The following is an 18430-nucleotide window of genomic DNA, read 5'->3' as shown; positions in this document are numbered from 1 at the left end:
CACACGCCTCGCTGATTCAGCGCTCGCGCAGGAAACGCAGGATCGACGGCTCCGCCCACTCGTCGTCGTCCAAGATCGGCGTCCGCGGCGGTGCACTCGGCCGTATCGTCGGTTCCGGCCGGAAGCGGCGCTCGGCCGTGCGCGGGCGGCGCTGGGCACCGGCGCCAGTGAAGCCGGCAGCGATGAGGGTGATCGTGACGTCGCGGCCCATCGCCTCGTCCGGCTCGGTCGTGCCGAAGATGATCTCGGCCTCCTCGTCGACCATCGAGCGGATGAGTTCTGCCGCTTCGTTCACCTCCGCCATCGAAAGGTCAGGCCCACCAGCGATGTTGTAGAGCACGCGCGTCGCACCCTCGATGCTCATCTCGAGCAGCGGGCTCTCCACAGCTGCCCGCGCTGCATCGACGCAACGGTTTTCGCCCGTCCCACGACCGATCGCCATCAGAGCCGTACCGGCATCGCGGAGAATCGTCTTCACGTCGGCGAAATCGAGATTGATGAGTCCAGGCCTCGTGATCAGATCGGAGATCCCCTGGATGCCTTGCCGAAGCACGTCGTCAGCGATCCGGAATGCCTCGGAAAACGGCGTCTTGGGGTCGACCATCGAGACCAACCGCTGGTTCGGGATCGTGATCAGGGCATCGACGTGCTCCTTGAGGACAGCGATTCCCTCATCGGCGATCCGGCGCCGCTTCGCCCCCTCGAAGTCGAACGGGCGCGTCACCACGCCGACGGTGAGCGCTCCCGCCTCGCGTGCCAGACGGGCGATGACTGGTGATGCGCCCGTACCGGTCCCGCCACCCATCCCGGCAGCGATGAAGACCATGTCGGCACCGCGGACGATCTCGGCCAGGACGTCGACGCTCTCCTCAGCGGCGCGTTCACCGATGTCGGGTCGCCCTCCGGCACCCAGCCCCTTGGTCAACTTGTCGCCGATCCGTACCGTGATAGGGGCCAGCGACTTGAGGAGAGCCTGGGCATCGGTATTGACGGCGATGAACTCGACACCCTGTACGCCCGCCTCGATCATCCGGTTGACCGCGTTCCCGCCACCACCCCCGACACCGATCACCTTGATACGGGCGAAGGAGTGAATGAGTTCGTCCTCGTGATGGTTTTCGAACATGCTGGACATCGCGCTCATCCTCCTGCGCTCTCGCCCTGCCCCTCCGTCCGGTCTCCGATCGATAGGTGACCGCTACCGCAATACCGACAACCCCGCCTCTACCGGCGGGTAGGCGACCACCCGCTGGCTGTACCAGTCGTCAAGGTCGGAGTGTAGCATATCATGCCGCCGCTCACGGACTCACTGTCCACAGTACGGGCCGATCGGGGTCACGGAGATCCAGATGCAACCACCTGTCCTTCCGCGTCAGAATCGCGTCGAGCACGGCGAGCTGCTCAGCGAAGCGCTCAGCATCACCCAGTACGACGCGCTCGCCACCGGTGAAGACGAGAACGAAGCCATCGGCCGAGCGGTACTCGAGTCTTGCCAGACGGTCAGCGTACCGCTCGACGACCACCGGTAACGCCTTTGCGACCGTGCTGGGGACACGTCCGCCGGGCTGCAAAGCGAGGCCGCCCTCGACGTCGACGTGCGGGACACCATCCTGGTCACCGCTCCCGATCACCAGCCCCTCCCGATCGACGAGCCAGCTCCCCTCACGCGTCATCCAGACGCTCGCTGGTTCGCGCTCGACGAGATCGATCGCGACAGTGTCAGGATAGTAGACCCGCACGGTCGCCCGGGCGATCGCCGGATGCTGGACCAGGCGCTGCGCCACGGCCTGCGTGTCGACTCGAAACACCGAGAGGCCCAATACCCCGCTGTCTCGGATGACGGTGTCAGCGAACGCAAGGCGATTTCCGTTGACGACGACGGTACGCACGCGATACTGCTCGCCCTCGAGGAAACCGACCAGGAGCACTCCGCCCCCGATGAGCAGCAGCAGTGCCAGGATGCGGCCCGTGAGCACGCCACTCGCGAGCGCGTGCCGGACACGTCGGCGACGCGGCCGTGGCGGTACCCCCGTCACGCCGACCGTCGCCGTCGCTGCTCCCGGTGTCGCTCCAGTGCCAGTTCGATCAGTCGCGTGATCAGATCCCGAAAACACAACCCCGACGCCTCCCAGAGCTTGGGATACATGGAGATCGCCGTGAAGCCCGGAATCGTGTTCACCTCGTTGATCAGGATGCGACCGGTCGGCCGCTCCAGGAAAAAGTCGACCCGTGCCATCCCCGCTCCGTCGATGACCCGGAAGGCTTCGATCGCCATTCGCCGAACCGTTTCGGCTTGGTCAGGGCTGATCGGTGCCGGTATGAGCAGTTGCGAGCCAGTATCGATGTACTTGGCCTCGTAATCGTAGAACTCGCGACTCGGCACGATCTCGCCGACGATCGACGCCACCGGTTCCTCGTTACCGAGCACGCTCACCTCGAGCTCCCGCGCATCGATCCCTTCCTCGACGAGGATGCGCCGGTCATACCGATTCGCCAGCTCGACCGCTGCTACCAGCTCTGGCCGGTCGCGCACCTTGCTCACGCCGACGCTCGAGCCCAGGTTGGCTGGCTTGACGAAGCACGGAAAGCCGAGTTCTCGCTCGATGTGCTCGATGAGGGCGGATCGCTCGCGCTCCCACTCGTGCCAGGTGAAGACGAGCCAACGTGCCTGGTCGAGGCCAGCACTGGTGAAGAGCCGCTTGGCGGTCGGTTTGTCCATCGCGACAGCGGAGGCGAGCACGCCACAACCGACGTACGGGAGACCAGCGAGCTCCAGCATCCCCTGAATCGTCCCGTCTTCTCCATAGGGGCCGTGCAGGACAGGGAAAACGACATCGACTTCTCCCGACCAGAACGGCTCCGGAACGGCGAGCACGCGCGCCCCCGTCGAGCCGGACGCGCACCCTGACTCCGAACCATCCGCGCCTTCGAGCGGCAGCCGGCTCTGGGCAGCGAGCTCCCGCAGCGGGTCACCCCCAACGAGCCACTGTCCATCACGGGTGATACCGATCGGAACCGGTTCGAAGCGCTCACGGTCGATATGCCGGAGGATGGCCTGCGCCGAGCGCAGCGACACGTCGTGCTCGCCCGAATGGCCTCCGAAGACAACAGCGACGCGGAGCTTCCTGCTCATCGCTCACGGCTCCCCCACGATCTCGATTTCCGGTTGCAGGACGATCCCGAACTGCTCGGCCACCGCACGCTGTACCGCCTCGAGGAGCGCGAGCGCTTCGGCCGCTGTCGCGCTACCGAGGTTGAGGAAAAAGTTGGCATGCCGCTCCGACACCCGGATCCGGCCGATCTGGAACCCCTTGAGCCCCGCCTGCTCGATGAGGTATCCAGCGTACGTTCCCGGCGGGTTGGTGAAGACGGAACCTGCACACGGCCCGGTGGGCTGGTGTTGTCGCCGCCAGCGCGCATTCTCCTCAGCTGTCCGGAGCAAGCGCGCCGGATCACCGGGAACGAGTCGCACACGAGCGCCCAGGACGACGTACCGGCGCGGTCGCGGTTGCGCCTTGAGTTCGGTCATGCGATAGCGCGGAGCCAAGGCGTCCCGCGTCCAGTGCAGCACACGCCGGTCGACGAGATCGTACAGCTCGACATCGGCGAGGACGTCTCCGATCGCACCTCCGTGCGCCCCGGCGTTGTTGACGACGGCACCGCCGACCACGCCGGGCAAGCCAGCAGCCCACTCGAGTCCAGCCAGTCCGAGCTCGCTCGTCCGATGACCGACCCAGGACAGGGGAGCCGTTGCCGGGAGGGTCAACATGGTCGCACCGTCGTCCGCTGCGAGCTGGATCGCTCCATCGAGCGCTTCGCCCGCGGCACGAAAGACGATGACGAGACCCCGGATTCCGCCATCGCGCACCAGTAGGTTGCTGCCACCCCCGATGACGGTCACGGGCAAGCGCTCTTGCTCAGCCCACTCGAGTGCGAGCTCGAGCGTCGGGCGGTCACTGGCCCGCACCAAGTAGTCAGCCGGCCCACCGATCCGGAACGTCGTATAGCGAGCGAGCGGTTCCTGCACCCGGACGCGCAGCTCATGGCTCCCGACGCGGACAGTCCGATCGCGCTCAGCGCGTGCCGGCATCACGGCTATCCTCTCGCAATGCCTGAGCAGCCTTCCAGATGTCGCCTGCACCGAGAAACAACACCACATCGCCAGCCTGGATTCCAGCTGCCACTGCCTGTGCAGCCGCGCTCGGATCGGGTACGGCGATCGCCGGGACCCGCCCGATGCGGCGAGCGAGCGCTTCGGCATCGACGCCCGGGAGCGGTCGCTCGCGGGCTGCGTAGACATCCGTGACGACCACGAGATCAGCGTTCTCCAGGGCACGAGCGAACTCGTCGAGAAAACGCAGTGTCCGCGTGTAGGTGTGCGGCTGGAACACGGCCCAGACCCGCGCAGTCGGAAAACGTTCGCGCGCTGCCTGCAGCGTCGCAGCGACCTCGCGCGGGTGATGCGCGTAGTCGACGATCAATCGGGCACCAGAGGTCATTCCTACCTCCTGGAAGCGACGTCCGACACCGTGGAAGCGGGCCAGGGCCTCTAGCGCGAGCGGTACCGGAACCCCCAACGCTCCGACAGCGGCGACGGCCGCCGCAGCGTTGAGCCGATTGTGCCAGCCCGGGACAGCGAGCGTGAGCCGCCAGCAGGTACCTTCTGGATCACGGAGCGTTCCGTCCGGCAGGACGCGGAAATCAGCCTGCCTATCGCTTCCGAAGGTGACGACACGCTGTGCGCTCGCCCGCAGCGCACGAACGAACCCGCTCGTCACCGCATCGTCGGCCGAAAGGACGACGGTACCCTGCGGACGCACGCGGGCGAGAAAACTCCGGAACGCACGGACCACGCTCGCATGGTCGGGAAAGAGGTCAGGGTGGTCATGGTCGACATTGAGCACGACAGCCACCTCCGGCTCGAGGAGGAGAAAACTGTAATCGTACTCGTCCGCCTCGACCACGAAATCCTCCCCGCTCCCGAGCCGGGCATTGCTCCCACCGAGATCGAGCACCTCGGCACCGATCGCGAAGCTGGGTGACCGAGCGGCCTCCTCGAGAACTAGCGCGATCATCGCGCTCGTCGTACTCTTGCCGTGCGTACCGGCCACCGCGATCGTCCGGTACCCGCTCGCCAGCCAGCCGAGCAAAGCGGCTCGCTTGACGATCGGGCGACGCCGGCTCGCGAACGCTGCCACCTCGGGATGGTCGGCTCGCACCGCGCTCGTCACCACCAGTAGATCCGCCTGCTGGACGTGTTGCGGATCGTGTCCGCTGTAGACCGCGATCCCTCGCTCGCGCAGCCGCTCCAGCAGAGGCGTCTCAGCAGCATCGCAGCCGGACACCTGAAAGCCAGCTGCGACCGCCAGCTCGGCCAGGCCGCTCATCCCCGCACCACCGATGCCGAGGAAGTGCAGCGACCGCACCGTCTCCAGTTGTGCTGGCAAGCGAACTCGACTCATCGGGGCAACCTCCCGCCGCGCGGTGTGCTCCGGCGCCGGCGCTCACGACCGAACGAGCGGAGCGCCGGCGTCAGCGAGGGATGGCGGCCCACTGGCACGCGGGCCGGCCGTTCGACCGGCTGCTCGGCACCGCGCGGCAGCGTCGCGCGCGACACGCTGAGCAAGATGCCGGTCGCCAGGAGCGAACTCACCAGGGCAGAGCCACCGTAGCTCACGAATGGCAACGGAATCCCCGTGAACGGCAGGGTCGACGTGATGCCACCCACATTGACCAGCGCCTGGCCGACGATCCAGCTCGTGATGCCGACCGCTAGGAGCGCACCGAACCGATCGGGTGCGCGCCGGGCAACACTGAGACCGCGCCAGGCGAAGAGCAGAAAGAGCAGGAGGACGACCGAACAGCCGATGACCCCCAGCTCCTCGCCGATCACCGCGAAAATCGCATCGTTGTGCGCGTGCGGGAGCCACTGGAACTTCTGCCGTCCGGCCCCGAGTCCGACACCGAACCAGCCTCCACCCCCGAACGCCAGACGTGCTTGCGCGATCTGCCAGCCGAGCGTCCGGAAGAGACCGTTCGGATCGAAGAGCTCCTGGTCGGAACTCAGGAAGACGAGGAGTCGCTCGCGGCGGTACGACGCTCCGAGCGCCAGCACCAGCGCTGCTGCCATCCCGCTGGCACCGAGCAGAGCGAAGTGCGAGACCGCTGCACCCGCCGCGAAGAACATCGCGAAACCGACGAACACGAGAATCATCGAGGTGCCCAGATCCGGCTGCAGGATCGTCAGGCCGACCAGCGCCCCGAGCAGGACGACGAAGGGAACCACCCCGTGCCCGAAACGCCGGATGCCGTCACCCTTGGAAGCGAGCCAGCTCGCCAGGTACAGGACGAGCGCCAGCTTGGCGACCTCCGACGGCTGGAACGAGAGCGGTCCGAGGTCGATCCACCGTTGGGCTCCTAGGCGCGTATCGCCGATTCCCGGTACGAGCACGACCAGGAGGAGCGCGACAGCGGCGAGCAACGCCGGCACGGCCAGCCGCCGCCATACGCGGTAATCGAGCGCTGTCGTCACCACCGCGGCGACTGCGCCGAGCGTGAGCCAGATCGCGTGGCGGATCGCGTAGCTGGTGTCGCTCCCGACGCTGGCACTGAAGACCATCACCAGACCGAAGGCTGCGAGCGCGAGAAGAGTCAACAGGAGCGCGAGGTCAGGCTCGTGGAGCGTGCGCGGAGGGGCAGGTAATGCCAGCAGCTGGGTGATCCGGCGGGCGAGCGATCTCACCGGGCTCCTCCTCGTTCTTCGACCAGCCGCGCCACGGCCGCGCGGAACGCCTCGCCACGATGGAACTCGTCGCGGAAGAGGCCGAAACTCGCGCATCCCGGTGAGAGCAGCACGACACCGCCAGGTGGGGCGAGGGTCGCGGCCTGTCTCACCGCTTCGTCCATCGAGCGATACGGGCCGAAAACCCGCGCCCCATGCTGGCGGAGCGCTGCCTCGTACCCCGCCGTCGCCGTCCCGTCGAGCAGCACGACCGCCTCGGTGCGCGCTGCCACGACCCGGGCCAGCTCGTCCAGCGCCACTCCTTTGGCTGCACCACCACCGATCAACACGATCGGCCGGCCGGCGAACGCCTCCAGTGCCGCCAGGACTGCCGCCGGAGCCGTCGCGGCCGTGTCGTTGATGAACTCGACGCCAGCGAGCGTTGCGACCCGCTCGAGCCGGTGCGGCACCGGCTGGGCCGTCGCCAGGCCGAGGCGCGCATGGGGTGGGGCAGCACCGCGCAGCAGGGCTGCTGCGGCGGCTGCCAGCGCATCGTAGACCGCATGCAGCCCAGCCAGGGGGAACTCGGACCGGTGCAGGAGTTCCACCTCGTCACCAGCGAAGCGCCAGATCAACCGGTCGCCCTGCCAGAACGCCCCCTCCCTCGCGCCATCGTCCCGGCCGAACGGCACCACTCGCGCTGCTCCAGCAGCACGGCACGACCAGGCGACCGGATCGTCGCGGTTGACCACGAACCAGTCGGTCGGCCGCTGGTGGCGAGCGATCGCCCGCTTGGCCTCGACGTACGCCGCGAACGAGGGGTACCGGTCGAGATGATCCGGCGAGATGGTGGTCAAGACTGCGATGTGCGGACTCATTCCGTGCTCGTCGAGCCCCTCCAGCTGCCAGCTCGAGAGTTCCAGCACGACCGGTGTATCGGAGCGGATCGCTGGTAACGCTTCGAGTGCCGAGCGCCCGAGGTTCCCAGCCAACACGGTATCGGGCCGCCACTGGCGCAAGATGCCGGCGCAGAGCGTCGCGGTCGTCGTCTTTCCCTTCGTTCCAGTCACGCCGATGATCGGTGCCGGGCAGGCCCGGAAGAACAACGTCATTTCCATCTCGATCCGGGCTCCAGCGTCGCGCGCGATCGCGAGCCAGGGCGACTCGCGCGGCACGGCCGGATTCCGCACGACGATCTCGTGACGCGCGAAATCTTCCCGACGGTGCTCCCCGAGGACGAACCGGACAGGGAGACCGCGGAGCGCCTCCAGGCTCGGCCGCAGCTCCTCAGCTGAACGGAGATCGGTCACGGTCACCTCGGCTCCCTGCTCGACCAGCCAGCGCGTCACTCCCAGGCCACCCGATCGGGTACCGAGCCCCATCACCAGGACACGCTTCCCACGCAGGTCGAGCCGTGCTGTGTCGGTCATGCTTCCTCCATCAGACGAGCGCCAGGGCGATGCCCAGAAGGCCGGCCATCATGCTGACCAGCCAGAAGCGCATCGTGATCTGTGTCTCCGACCACCCCAAGAGTTCGAAATGGTGATGGAGCGGTGCCATCCGGAACAGCCGCTTGCCACCGGTCAGCTTGAAGTACGCCACCTGCAACATGACGGAAAGCGCTTCGGCGACGAAGACGATTCCGATCACGGGCAGGAGCAGCCACTGTCCAGTCATGAAGGCCGCAGTCGCCAGGGCAGCCCCGAGCGCGAGCGAACCCGTATCGCCCATGAAGACCTGTGCCGGATGCGCGTTGTACCAGAGGAAACCGAGTACTGCACCGACCATGGTGAAACAGAACGTGACGACCTGAATCTGCCCCTGCAAGAACGCGATGATGCCGTACGCGGTGAAGGCGACTGCTGCCGTCCCCCCAGCGAGCGTATCGAGTCCATCGGTCAGATTGACCGCGTTCGCCGTCCCGGCGATCGCGATGACCGCGATCGGGATGTACCAGAGACCGATCTCGTACTTGCCCAGGAAGGGGATGTAGATACTGCGCAGCCCGAGCAGGAAGTGCAAGACCAGGGCTGCGACCAGGGAGAAGAGCAAGAGCCAGGCCATCTTGAAACGTGCCGTCAGTCCCCCGCGTTGCGTCGTGACGAGCGTCAGGCGGTCGTCGACGGCACCCAGCACTGCTGTACCCATCAGCACACCGAGCGGCAGCAACATCGATAGCCGACCGGCCAGGTTGAAGAGAACCGTGAGCACGATCACCGGCACGGTGAACAGGAAGCCACCCATCGTGGGTGTACCGAGCTTGGTCTGATGTCCCTCCGGCCCCTCGACCCTGATCTGCTTGCCGATATTGTGTCGTCGCAACCATGCGATGTACGGTTTCCCGATTCCCACCGTGATGACGAACGCGACACCAGAGAGCGCGAGCGAAAGCGCCAGGTTTTCCCCAGGATCGCGCGGCAGCACGCTGCGCGACCGCAGCAACTCGAACAGCTCCATCACGAGACGCGCTCCTCACCAGGCACGCGCAGCGCCTCGACGATCTCTTCCATCCGCATCCCCCGTGCTCCCTTGATCAGGACGAAGTCACCACGTCGCAGCGTTTCGCGCAAGACGTCGATCAGTTCGCGCCGATCGTCGGTCGCGAAGACGCGTTCCGGCGCGAGCCCAGCTGCGATCACCTCCTCGGCGATCCAGCGAGCCCGCGGCCCCAGCGTGAACAACCGATCGACGACCGCAGCGGCACGCCGGCCCACCATGCGATGCCCTTCCTCTTCGTACCAGCCCAGTTCGTACATATCGCCGAAGACAGCGATGCGTCGCTGGGCCGGGATTTCCTGCAGCAGCGAGAGTGCGGCCATGCAGGATGCAGGACTGGCGTTATAGGTATCGTCGAGCAGCGTCGACCCGTTGACGCCAGGAACTGTCAGCAGCCGCACCTGGACGCGCGGATCGTGGAAACCCGGCAGCATCTCGTCGAGCGTCAAGCCGAACTCGTAGCCGACCGCGATCGCAGCGAGCGCATGGTGCACGCTGTGCTGCCCGAGGAGCGGCAAGCGGACACGATTGCGCTCGCCATAAGCGATGAGGTCGAACGCGATACCGTCGAGTCCGCGGCTCTCGATCTCCTCGGCCCGGATATGGCAGTCGGGCGCGAGACCGTAGAACAGCACGCGTGCGTGCGTCCGTTCGGCCATGAGCCGCACCCGAAAGTCGTCGCCGTTGAGGATCGCCACTCCATCCACCGGTAGCGACTCCGGCAGCTCAGCGATGCTCTGGGCGATCCGTTCCAGCGTGCCCATGCGCGCGAGATGCGCGTGCGAGACGTTGGTCACGACACCGATCCGTGGCTGGGCCAGCGCGCAGAGTTCCCGCACTTCCCCCAGCCGGTACGCCTCACCGAATTCGAGCACGACGACATCGGTGTCAGGGTCGATCGAGAGCAAGTCGATCGCGACACCCACATCGGTGTTGTAACTGCCCCGACTGCGCACGACCTGGAAGCGCTGGGCGAGCACCGAGGCGATCGCCTCCTTGGTGCTCGTCTTGCCCACGCTCCCGGTCACCGCAACGACCGGGACATCGAACAGCTGGCGCCAGTAGCTCGCCAGGCGCAAGAGTGCCGCGAGCGAATCGTCGACGACGATGAGCGGAATCCCGAGACTCGCCAGCTCCTCGGTGCGCCGTGCTTCGACGATCGCCCCGCTGGCACCGCGACGCACCGCATCGGCAACGAACTCGTGCCCATCGTGCCGCTCGCCCCGCAGCGCGACGAACAGGTCGCCAGGCTCGGTCGACCGGGAGTCGTGCCAGACACGACGGAACAAGAGATCGGGTGCCGCCGAGCCATGGAGTTCTCCTTTGGTTCCCTCGAGCACGTCGCGCAGGCTGATCATGGTTCGCTCCCTCGTGCAGCTGTCGTCGTGACCGGCTCCGACGGCGGGATATCGTAGAGGAGCAGGAGCTGCCGGAATACCTCGGCGAACGCTGGGCCAGCGGCGCGCTCACCCCACGGCGAGGCCTTCGGCCGGTCGATCTTGACGAGGACGCAAAATCGCGGATGCTCGACTGGCCCATAGCCGATCACCGAGGCGATCGTCGCGCCCTCACCGTGCTCGTATCCGTTGGGCCCTGGTATCTCGGCCGTTCCCGTTTTGGCAGCGATCCGGTATCCCGGCACGCTGAAGCGTGTCGCGTAGCTCTCCATCGTCTCAGCCAGCATCTCGCTGAGCGTCCGCGCCGTCTCCTCGCCGATCACCCGGCGAACCGGGGTCGGTTCGATGACCTCGACGCGCTCACCGTCGCGGATCTCTTCGACCACATACGGGCGCATCAGCACACCGCCGTTCGCGATCGCGGACACCGCCGTCACGAGCTGCAGCGGCGTCACCGCGATACCTTGACCGAAGGCGTTGGTATAGAAGGTCGTCAACGACCAGCCCGGGCTCCCGGGCAGATTTACGATACCCCCGACCTCGCCGGGGAGGTCGACACCCGTCGGCTGACCGAAACCGAACCGCTGCACTCCCTCGTAGAAACGGTCCGGACCGAGACGGTCGACCACTTCCATCGCGCCGACGTTACTGGAATGGATGAGGACCTCGGTCATCGTCTCCGGCCCGAACTCCTGATGCAACGCGTTGTAGATCCTCGTCCCATCAGGCAATTCCCGGTAGGCACCGCCGTCGACCGTCGTCTGCGGCGTCACCACACCAGCCTCGAGCCCCAGGGCCATCGTGATCACCTTGAACGTCGACCCGGGTTCGTACGCCGAGTTGATCGCAGGGTTGGCGAAGACGGCTGGATCAGGCACCTCGGTGAAGCGATTGGGATCGAACGACGGCCGGTTCGCCATGGCGAGGATCGCTCCAGTCCGCACGTCCATGACGATGATGGTGCCACCGGCCGCCTGCTGCTCCGCGATCGTCCGGTCGAGCACCGATTCGGCCAGGTACTGCACCGCACTGTCGATAGTGAGGACGAGCGTCGCCCCATCCTTCGGGGGGTTCCAGGAGCTCGGCGCCAGCGCGATCACGTTGCCGGCGAGATCGCGCTCACCGACCAGTTGCCCTGGCGTGCCGCCCACGACGTTGTCGTACTGCGCCTCGACTCCATACGCACCGCGGTATTCCCAGTTGACGAAGCCGAGTACCTGCGAGGCGAAGTCGCCCATCGGGTACGCACGTTTCGGTTCCGGGTCGAGCACGATGCCAGGGAGATCGAGCGCGCGAATCTGGGCCGAGACATCCGGATCGAGCTGCCGCTGCAGTACCACCCATTCGCGTCCTGGCTGGGTCAAGGCCGCTTCGATCTCCTCGACCGAGCGCCCGATCAACGGAGCGAGCAGCTGCGCAGTCCGGTGCGGATCCTCGACCTCGCGGACGATCGCCGAGACACGATCGGCCGGTACATCGGTCGCCAGCACACGCCCGCGCGCGTCGAGGATCTCGCCGCGATGTGCCGGCACGACATCGGCACGGTAGCGGAATGCCTCAGCTCGCTGGGCCAGAACCGGGCCTTGCAGGACGGCGAAGGAGACGACGCGGTACCCGACCGCACCACTGAAGAGCAGGAACGCTGCGAACAGCAACCGCAGACGACGTGCCGAGAGACCGCTCATGGCATCCCGCTCGCTTCGGCATGTCCGATACCGAGCAACGCATCACGCACCCGCTCCCACCAGCGCCGCTGGGGGGCTGGTGCCGGAGTCGGATCCGGTGCTGGCACCGGGCGTTCGACCGCGAGCGCCTCGGCACGCCGCAGCGGCACCATACCGTACTCGCGTCGCGCCAGCTCCTCGACCCGCGCCAGTGACTGGCGCTGAGCCAACTGATAGCGGAGCGCTGCGACCTCCAGCGAGACCTGCTCGCGGTCCCGCTGGAGGCGCGTCAGCTCGTAGCCCAACTCGACCACGCGGTTCGTCTGCTCGAGATAGAGCAAGCAGAGCCCAGCCAGGCCGCCGACGAGCACCAGCGTCAGGAGCAGCCAGGACCGTCCCGACCGGCGTACCTTCTGCCGACCGATCGGCGTGAGACTGGGTGTCGCGACAACCGGTTTCGTCCGCTCCGCGACCATCGCCTCACACCCGCTCGGCGGCGCGCAAGCGCGCACTGCGGCTCCGCGGATTCCGCGCGATTTCCTCGGCTGCTGGCCGTACCGCACGCGGCGTCAATACTCGTAGCCGAGGTACGTGCCCACACACGCAGACCGGCGTTCCCGGTGGGCAGAGACACCGCGCAGCCTCGCGCCGGAAAAAGTGCTTGACGATGCGATCCTCCAGCGAGTGGAACGCGATCACCACCAACCGCCCGCCAGGACGGAGCAGCGCGACCGCTTGCTCGAGCGCGAGCTCGAGCACATCGAGTTCTCGATTGACAGCGATCCGCAAGGCCTGGAAGACCCGCGTCGCTGGGTGAATCCGCTCGCGACGCCGACCGACCACGCGTTCGACGAGTTCGGCGAGCTGGGTCGTCGTCTCGATCGGCCGCCGTGCGCGTTCGGCAACGATGGCTCGGGCGATGGCGCGCGCCCGCGACTCCTCGCCGTACCGCCAGAACAGGTCAGTCAGCTGCTCCTCGGGCCAGGTATTCACGATGACCGCGGCTGGCTCGCCCTGCGTCGGATCGAACCGCATATCGAGCGGTCCCGGCTGCTGGAAGGAAAAGCCCCGCGCTGGATCGGCCAGCTGATCGGAACTGAGCCCGAGGTCGAAGAGGATGCCATCGGCCGGATCGAAACCGTGCCGACGGGCCAGACTCGCTAGGTCGCGGAAGTTGCCGTGGCAGGGCACGAGCCGACCAGGATACCGAGCAGCCAGCGCTTCTGCGCGCGCAACGGCGGCCGGGTCAGCATCGATCGCCAGAAGCCGCCCGTCCGGTGCGCTGGCTTCCAGGATGGCTCGCGCGTGCCCGCCCCCACCGAACGTCGCATCGACGTAGCGTCCGCCGGGACACGGTGCGAGATAGTGCAGCACCTCAGCGAGGAGCACCGGTTCGTGCACCGTCGTGGGTGCGGGTGTCTCCATCGTGCCCAGCTCGCGCTCCTCCATGGTTCCGGACGCTCCTGCCTGTATCAGATCAAGCTCGCCAGGCGCTGGGCGATCGATGCACCTTCGGCAGTGAGCAGCTCGGCCTGCGCTGCCCAGCCCTCCGGACTCCAGATTTCGATGTAGGAGTGCACGCCGACGACGATCGCCTCCCGCTCCAACCCCGCGTAGGCGCGGAGCTCGGGTGGGATGAGGATGCGCCCCTGGCGGTCGAACTCGACGACCGTCGCCTCCGCGAACACCATGCGGCGGAAGGCACGCGCGTCCGGATCGCTGATCGAGAGTGCTGACACCTTCTCGGCGAGCGGTTGCCAGGATGCCATCGGATAGAGCGTGAGACAGCGGTCGATCCCCCGGGTGAGTACGCCCTGGCCATCGAACGCCTCGCGGAAGCGAGCCGGGATCGCCAATCGCCCCTTCTCGTCGATCGCGTGGGTAAAGCGCCCGAGAAACACGCCGCCACCCTCGCTAAGCGATCCTGCAGGGTGCGGTCACGTGGGAGTTATCCACAAGTGCCCCCACTTATCCCCACCTTCCCCCACAGTTGTCCACAAGCATATGCACGGACACCCCCGCGCGCAAGCATCTTCTGTCGACTCCTGCGATCGTACGGACACTCGTCCGTACGCGCCCGTATCGCCCCACAATAGGAGGTCGGGTACGGGGCCGTCTGCCCACACCGCAGGTCGCGAGGCTGCCGCGAGACCGGTTCACCCTTCCGCCCAGGCACCGCTCGCGGAACGCACCGTGCATGCCCGCTATACTGACTGGGGAGGGCACCATGGCCGAACAATCGTTTGCCTTCGGACTCGTCGTTCCGGCCCAGCCACCGGTCACCAGCGTCACCGGGCTCGTCCGGCTCGCCCGGCTGCTCCGCTTCGAGGCGGTCATGCTCTGGGACCACCTCCAGGACTTCGTGCCCCGCGCGCTCTGGTCACCGCGCACGACCTGGATGGCACGCCTCCGCTCGAGCCCCCACCCCTACTACGACTTCGCGACCCTGCTCGGTCGGCTCAGCGCCCACGCCGGGCGGCTCCGCCTCGGCGTCGGTGTGACCGATCCGATCCGCCGCCATCCGGTGCTGCTCGCCCAGGCGATGCTCACGCTGGCACATCTGGCACGGCGACCGCCGATCCTCGGGATCGGCGCAGGAGAGGCCGAGAACCTAGAGCCGTACGGCTTTCCCTTCGACCACCCGGTCTCCCGGATCGAGGAAGCGCTGGCTATTCTTCGCGCCTGTCTCGACCAGCCAGGCACCATCCACTTCGACGGTCGCTACTACCGAATTCCGGACGGTGTCTTCGATCTGAGTGCCCCACCCGGCCGCAAACCAGAAATCTGGCTCGGTGCGCACGGACCGCGCATGCTCGTCCTGACTGGACGCTTCGCCGATGGCTGGTACCCGAACTGGATCGACACTCCAGAAGAGTACGCCGCCAAGCTCGCGACGATCCGCCGTGCCGCTGTGGAAACCGGTCGCGATCCCAGTGCACTGCGGCCAGGGATGCAGGCGCCACTCGTCCTCGCGCCGACCGAGCGGGCCGTCGAGTCGGTGCTGCGCCACCCGGCGCTCCGGCTCACTGGGCTGCTCCGCCCGGCCAGCGACTGGCAGGCACTCGGGCTCGTCCATCCGCTCGGTGAGCGCTTCCGGGGCTACCTCGACTTCGTACCGGAGCGCCTCTCGCCCGAGACGTTGCGCGCCGCGCTCCGGGCTGTGCCCCCGGAACTCGTCGCGCGCAGCGTCCTCGCCGGTACACCGGAGCAGGTCATCGCGCGCCTGCGCGCCTACCAGGAGGCTGGCCTCCGTTTCCTCGCCGTCTTGCCGGCCTCGGCACTGCGCTCACCCGGGGCAGCGCTCTGGACGTTCCTGGCACTCCGTCGGGTGCGCAACGCTCTGGAGCGTTAGCGCCTTCGTCTCCAGTGGGAACAGTTGCTGATCGCGCTCGAGCTCCTCCAGGACCACCCGGAGCAACTCCTCGCGGTCCACCGGGCGGCCGAGTTCGACCAGGAGGCTGGTCGCCGTCGGGAGCGGGAGCTGCTCGGCCGGGATATTGACGTTGATGCCGATCCCGATGAGGAGATACTCGAGCGTCTCGCCGCGTACGCGGCTCTGGAGCAGGATGCCAACCAGTTTGCGTCCATCCACCAGGAGGTCGTTCGGCTCCTTGATCGTCGGCTGCAGACCGCAGGTGCGGGCGATCGCCGCAGCGACACGCTCGGCCACGCGCACCGAGAGCCGCTCGTCCTGCACGACCGCGAAGGGTGGGCGCGCGATCACGGTGAAGAGCAGCGACGTACCGGGTGGGGCGAGCCAGCGCCGTCCCTCGCGTCCCCGGCCCTCGGTCTGTTCCTCGGCCAGCACGACCGTCCCGGCTGGTGCCCCCTGGGCAGCCAGCTCCGCGGCGATATCCATCGTCGTCGTTACCCGCTCGTAGCGGTGGATCTGCCAGACGACCATCGCCCCGCTCAGGTGCGTTCCTCGTCGTCACTGCGCTGGACCGGGGCCGGGATGCGACGCACGCGGAGCTTCCGCACCCGGTTCCCGTCCACCTCGAGCACCGTTACCTCAAGTCCGTCGACCGCTACCGACTCACCCGCTTGCGGGATACGCCCGAGGTGCGTTTGGACGAGCCCACCGATCGTCGAGGTCTCTTCGTCCTCGAGCGAGACGCCGAAGATATCGGCGATCTCCTCGAGCGAGATCCGCCCGTCGACGATCGCTTCCTCGGCGCTCACCCGCTCGACGAGCGGCGCTTCGACATCGTACTCGTCCTGGATCTCCCCGACGATCTCCTCGAGGACGTCCTCGATGGTCACGATGCCGGCTGTCCCGCCGAACTCGTCGACCACGATCGCCATGTGGACGCGCTGGCGCTGCAGGTCACGCAAGAGCTCGTCCACCCGCTTCGTCTCCGGAATGAAGTAGGCCTCGCGCATCACGTCGCCGACCTTGATCCCCTCGGCCGATTCGAGCGCGAAGCGCAAGAGGTCACGCACGTGGACGATACCGACGATCCGGTCGATCGTTCCCTGGTACACCGGCAGCCGCGAGTGCTTGCTCTCGCGTGCGATCGCGATCGCCTCGCGCACCGATGCCGCGAACGGCACCGCGACGATATCGGTGCGCGGCACCATGATGTCGCGCGCCGTCAGCCGATCGAGCCGGAGCACCCGCTCGATCAGCTCCTCGGCCTCTTCCACCGCTTCCCCGCCAGCAGCGGCCGGGGTCGCAGCCGGGGCAAGCGCGGCCGGCACCGCCGGAATGGCCAGGGCGACGACACGCTCGACGAGGTCGCTGGCTGCCCGCAACGGTGCACCGAAGCGCCCGAGCGTGACAGCGAGCGTGCGCGCCCGGCTACTCGGCAATGGCCGTCGGGCGAGCACAGCGAGCGGTACCGCACTGGCCAAGACGACCAGCGCGACCGTCGCCAGCAGCCCCGCGAAGGCCAGTGAGTGGGCGGGCCACCAAAGCTGGCCCAAGCGCACCGCCAGCAGCACGAGGACGAGAAAGGCGACCCCTTGCACCAGGCGTACTGCCGGGCGCGCCGTGCGCAACTCGTCGAGTGTCCGCTCGCCGTTACCGTTCGCCGCCTCGCTGAGTTCAGCCAGGAACTCACGGAGCGAGCGGCGAGCCGGTAGACAGCTGGCCAGATCGACCAGGGCAGTGGTGACGAGTACCACCGCTGCAACAACGAAGAGGATCAGTTCTCTCCAGGGACTACTCAAGTGCACACTCCCGGGGTGGCCCCGCAGGAAGCGGCGAGCGGTCAGGTGAAGAGCGCACTGATGCTCAGGTCCTTATGGATCCGCATGATCGCTTCCGCCAACAGCGGAGCGACTGTCAGCACCTCCACCTTGTCCGTGCGCACCCCTTCCGGTAACGGAATCGTATCGGTCACGAAGACCCGCTCGATCGGCGATGCCTGGATGCGTTCCAGGGCGTTCCCAGCGAACACCCCATGCACTGCCGCGGCGAAGATGCACCGGGCACCGCGCTCGCGCAGGAGTTCTGCTGCCTTGAGCAGGGTACCCCCCGTCGCGATGATGTCGTCGACGATGACCGCATCGCGCCCCTCGACATCGCCGACCATTTCGAGAATCTCAGCTTGTTCCGGTCCGGGCCGCTGCTTGGAGATGATCGCCAGACCGCCACCGGACCGGCGCCGGAATTCATCGGCGCGCAAGACAGCCCCAGCATCGGGTGCTACCACGACGAAGTCAGTGAGGCCGAGCCGCCGGAAATGGGCCGCCAGGATCGGCGTCGCCCGCAAGTGATCGACTGGAATGTCGAAGAACCCCTCGATCGCCGGTGCATGGAGATCGATCGTCAGGACGCGGTCGGCACCGGCGGTCGTGAGCAGGTTGGCCAGGAGCTTCGCGCTGATCGGCTCCCGGCCGGCTGTCTTCTTTTCCTGGCGCGCGTAGGCGTAGTACGGGATGACCGCCGTGATACGCGCTGCCGAGGCACGCTTGACCGCGTCGAGCATGATCAAGAGTTCCATGATGTTCTGGTTCACCGGTGCGCAGAGCGACTGGATCACGAACACATCGGAACCGCGCACGTTCTCTTCCAAGCGCACCCGTGTCTCTCCGTCGCTCCAGCTCGAGACTTCCGCCCGGCCGAGCGGTGTTTCCAGAACGCTCACGATCGCTTGAGCCAGGTGCGGGTTCGCGTTTCCGGCGAAGATCTGCAACCGGCCGTCCAC

At 67.1% G+C, this 18430-nt stretch carries 17 protein-coding genes; 1 reads left to right on the top strand and 16 read right to left on the bottom strand.

Annotated elements, in window-relative coordinates; all coding sequences use genetic code 11:
* Positions 1-16 precede the first annotated feature (16 nt).
* From ftsZ to mraZ, 13 genes are all read right to left on the bottom strand, one after another.
* Positions 17-1135, bottom strand: a complete 1119-nt coding sequence (gene ftsZ / locus OO015_RS07275; protein WP_265940572.1) for a cell division protein FtsZ — start codon at positions 1133-1135, stop codon at positions 17-19.
* Between the two features lie 163 nt (positions 1136-1298).
* Entirely contained in the window at positions 1299-2036 is a 738-nt protein-coding gene (locus OO015_RS07270; RefSeq protein ID WP_265940571.1) for a cell division protein FtsQ/DivIB, read from the bottom strand.
* The gene (locus tag OO015_RS07265) at positions 2033-3133 is read right to left on the bottom strand and encodes a D-alanine--D-alanine ligase family protein (RefSeq protein ID WP_265940570.1); all 1101 of its coding nucleotides are present in this window, start codon (positions 3131-3133) and stop codon (positions 2033-2035) included. Before OO015_RS07265 ends, OO015_RS07270 begins: the two co-directional genes overlap by 4 nt.
* A 3-nt stretch (positions 3134-3136) precedes the next feature.
* Entirely contained in the window at positions 3137-4090 is a 954-nt protein-coding gene (gene murB / locus OO015_RS07260; RefSeq protein ID WP_265940569.1) for a UDP-N-acetylmuramate dehydrogenase, read from the bottom strand.
* Positions 4074-5462 carry a UDP-N-acetylmuramate--L-alanine ligase gene (murC, locus tag OO015_RS07255; RefSeq protein WP_265940568.1) on the bottom strand — a complete coding sequence of 463 codons (1389 nt, stop codon included), beginning with the start codon at positions 5460-5462 and terminating at the stop codon, positions 4074-4076. The genes murB and murC overlap by 17 nt, the downstream gene beginning before the upstream one ends.
* Positions 5459-6742 carry a putative lipid II flippase FtsW gene (gene ftsW, locus OO015_RS07250; RefSeq protein ID WP_265940567.1) on the bottom strand — a complete coding sequence of 428 codons (1284 nt, stop codon included), beginning with the start codon at positions 6740-6742 and terminating at the stop codon, positions 5459-5461. The genes murC and ftsW overlap by 4 nt, the downstream gene beginning before the upstream one ends.
* Positions 6739-8151, bottom strand: coding sequence for a UDP-N-acetylmuramoyl-L-alanine--D-glutamate ligase (gene murD / locus OO015_RS07245; RefSeq protein WP_265940566.1), 1413 nt, complete (start codon positions 8149-8151; stop codon positions 6739-6741). Before murD ends, ftsW begins: the two co-directional genes overlap by 4 nt.
* 10 nt (positions 8152-8161) lie before the next feature.
* Positions 8162-9178, bottom strand: a complete 1017-nt coding sequence (mraY, locus tag OO015_RS07240; RefSeq protein ID WP_265941023.1) for a phospho-N-acetylmuramoyl-pentapeptide-transferase — start codon at positions 9176-9178, stop codon at positions 8162-8164.
* Positions 9178-10575, bottom strand: coding sequence for a UDP-N-acetylmuramoyl-tripeptide--D-alanyl-D-alanine ligase (locus tag OO015_RS07235; RefSeq protein ID WP_265940565.1), 1398 nt, complete (start codon positions 10573-10575; stop codon positions 9178-9180). The genes mraY and OO015_RS07235 overlap by 1 nt, the downstream gene beginning before the upstream one ends.
* Positions 10572-12299 (bottom strand): peptidoglycan D,D-transpeptidase FtsI family protein, encoded by a 1728-nt coding sequence (locus tag OO015_RS07230; protein ID WP_265940564.1) that lies wholly within the window; start codon positions 12297-12299, stop codon positions 10572-10574. The genes OO015_RS07235 and OO015_RS07230 overlap by 4 nt, the downstream gene beginning before the upstream one ends.
* Entirely contained in the window at positions 12296-12754 is a 459-nt protein-coding gene (locus OO015_RS07225; RefSeq protein WP_265940563.1) for a hypothetical protein, read from the bottom strand. The genes OO015_RS07230 and OO015_RS07225 overlap by 4 nt, the downstream gene beginning before the upstream one ends.
* 4 nt (positions 12755-12758) lie before the next feature.
* Complete coding sequence (rsmH, locus tag OO015_RS07220) at positions 12759-13727, bottom strand: 16S rRNA (cytosine(1402)-N(4))-methyltransferase RsmH (protein ID WP_265940562.1); 969 nt, start codon at positions 13725-13727, stop codon at positions 12759-12761.
* Positions 13728-13750: 23 nt separating this feature from the next.
* A complete protein-coding gene (gene mraZ, locus OO015_RS07215; RefSeq protein ID WP_265940561.1) occupies positions 13751-14179 on the bottom strand; it encodes a division/cell wall cluster transcriptional repressor MraZ in 429 nt (142 codons plus the stop codon).
* A 326-nt stretch (positions 14180-14505) separates the two neighbouring features.
* Between mraZ and OO015_RS07210 the strand changes: the two genes are divergently transcribed.
* Positions 14506-15630: an LLM class flavin-dependent oxidoreductase gene (locus tag OO015_RS07210; protein ID WP_265940560.1), complete on the top strand. Its 1125-nt coding sequence runs from the start codon at positions 14506-14508 to the stop codon at positions 15628-15630.
* Here OO015_RS07210 and OO015_RS07205 read toward each other — a convergent pair.
* Genes OO015_RS07205 through OO015_RS07195 form a run of 3 tightly spaced genes read right to left on the bottom strand, consistent with a single transcriptional unit; the run spans position 15565 to position 18430 of the window.
* Positions 15565-16182, bottom strand: a complete 618-nt coding sequence (locus OO015_RS07205) for a biotin--[acetyl-CoA-carboxylase] ligase (RefSeq protein WP_265940559.1) — start codon at positions 16180-16182, stop codon at positions 15565-15567. The two genes, OO015_RS07210 and OO015_RS07205, sit on opposite strands and share 66 nt — an antisense overlap.
* Positions 16183-16190: 8 nt before the next feature.
* Positions 16191-17450 carry a hemolysin family protein gene (locus tag OO015_RS07200; protein ID WP_265940558.1) on the bottom strand — a complete coding sequence of 420 codons (1260 nt, stop codon included), beginning with the start codon at positions 17448-17450 and terminating at the stop codon, positions 16191-16193.
* 41 nt (positions 17451-17491) lie between these two features.
* A complete protein-coding gene (locus OO015_RS07195; RefSeq protein WP_265940557.1) occupies positions 17492-18430 on the bottom strand; it encodes a ribose-phosphate diphosphokinase in 939 nt (312 codons plus the stop codon).

Source organism: Thermomicrobium sp. 4228-Ro (assembly GCF_026241205.1).
Taxonomy (GTDB): Bacteria; Chloroflexota; Chloroflexia; order Thermomicrobiales; family Thermomicrobiaceae; genus Thermomicrobium.
Note: the sequence above shows the minus strand (reverse complement) of the source record. Positions and strands in the feature narration are given on the sequence as shown.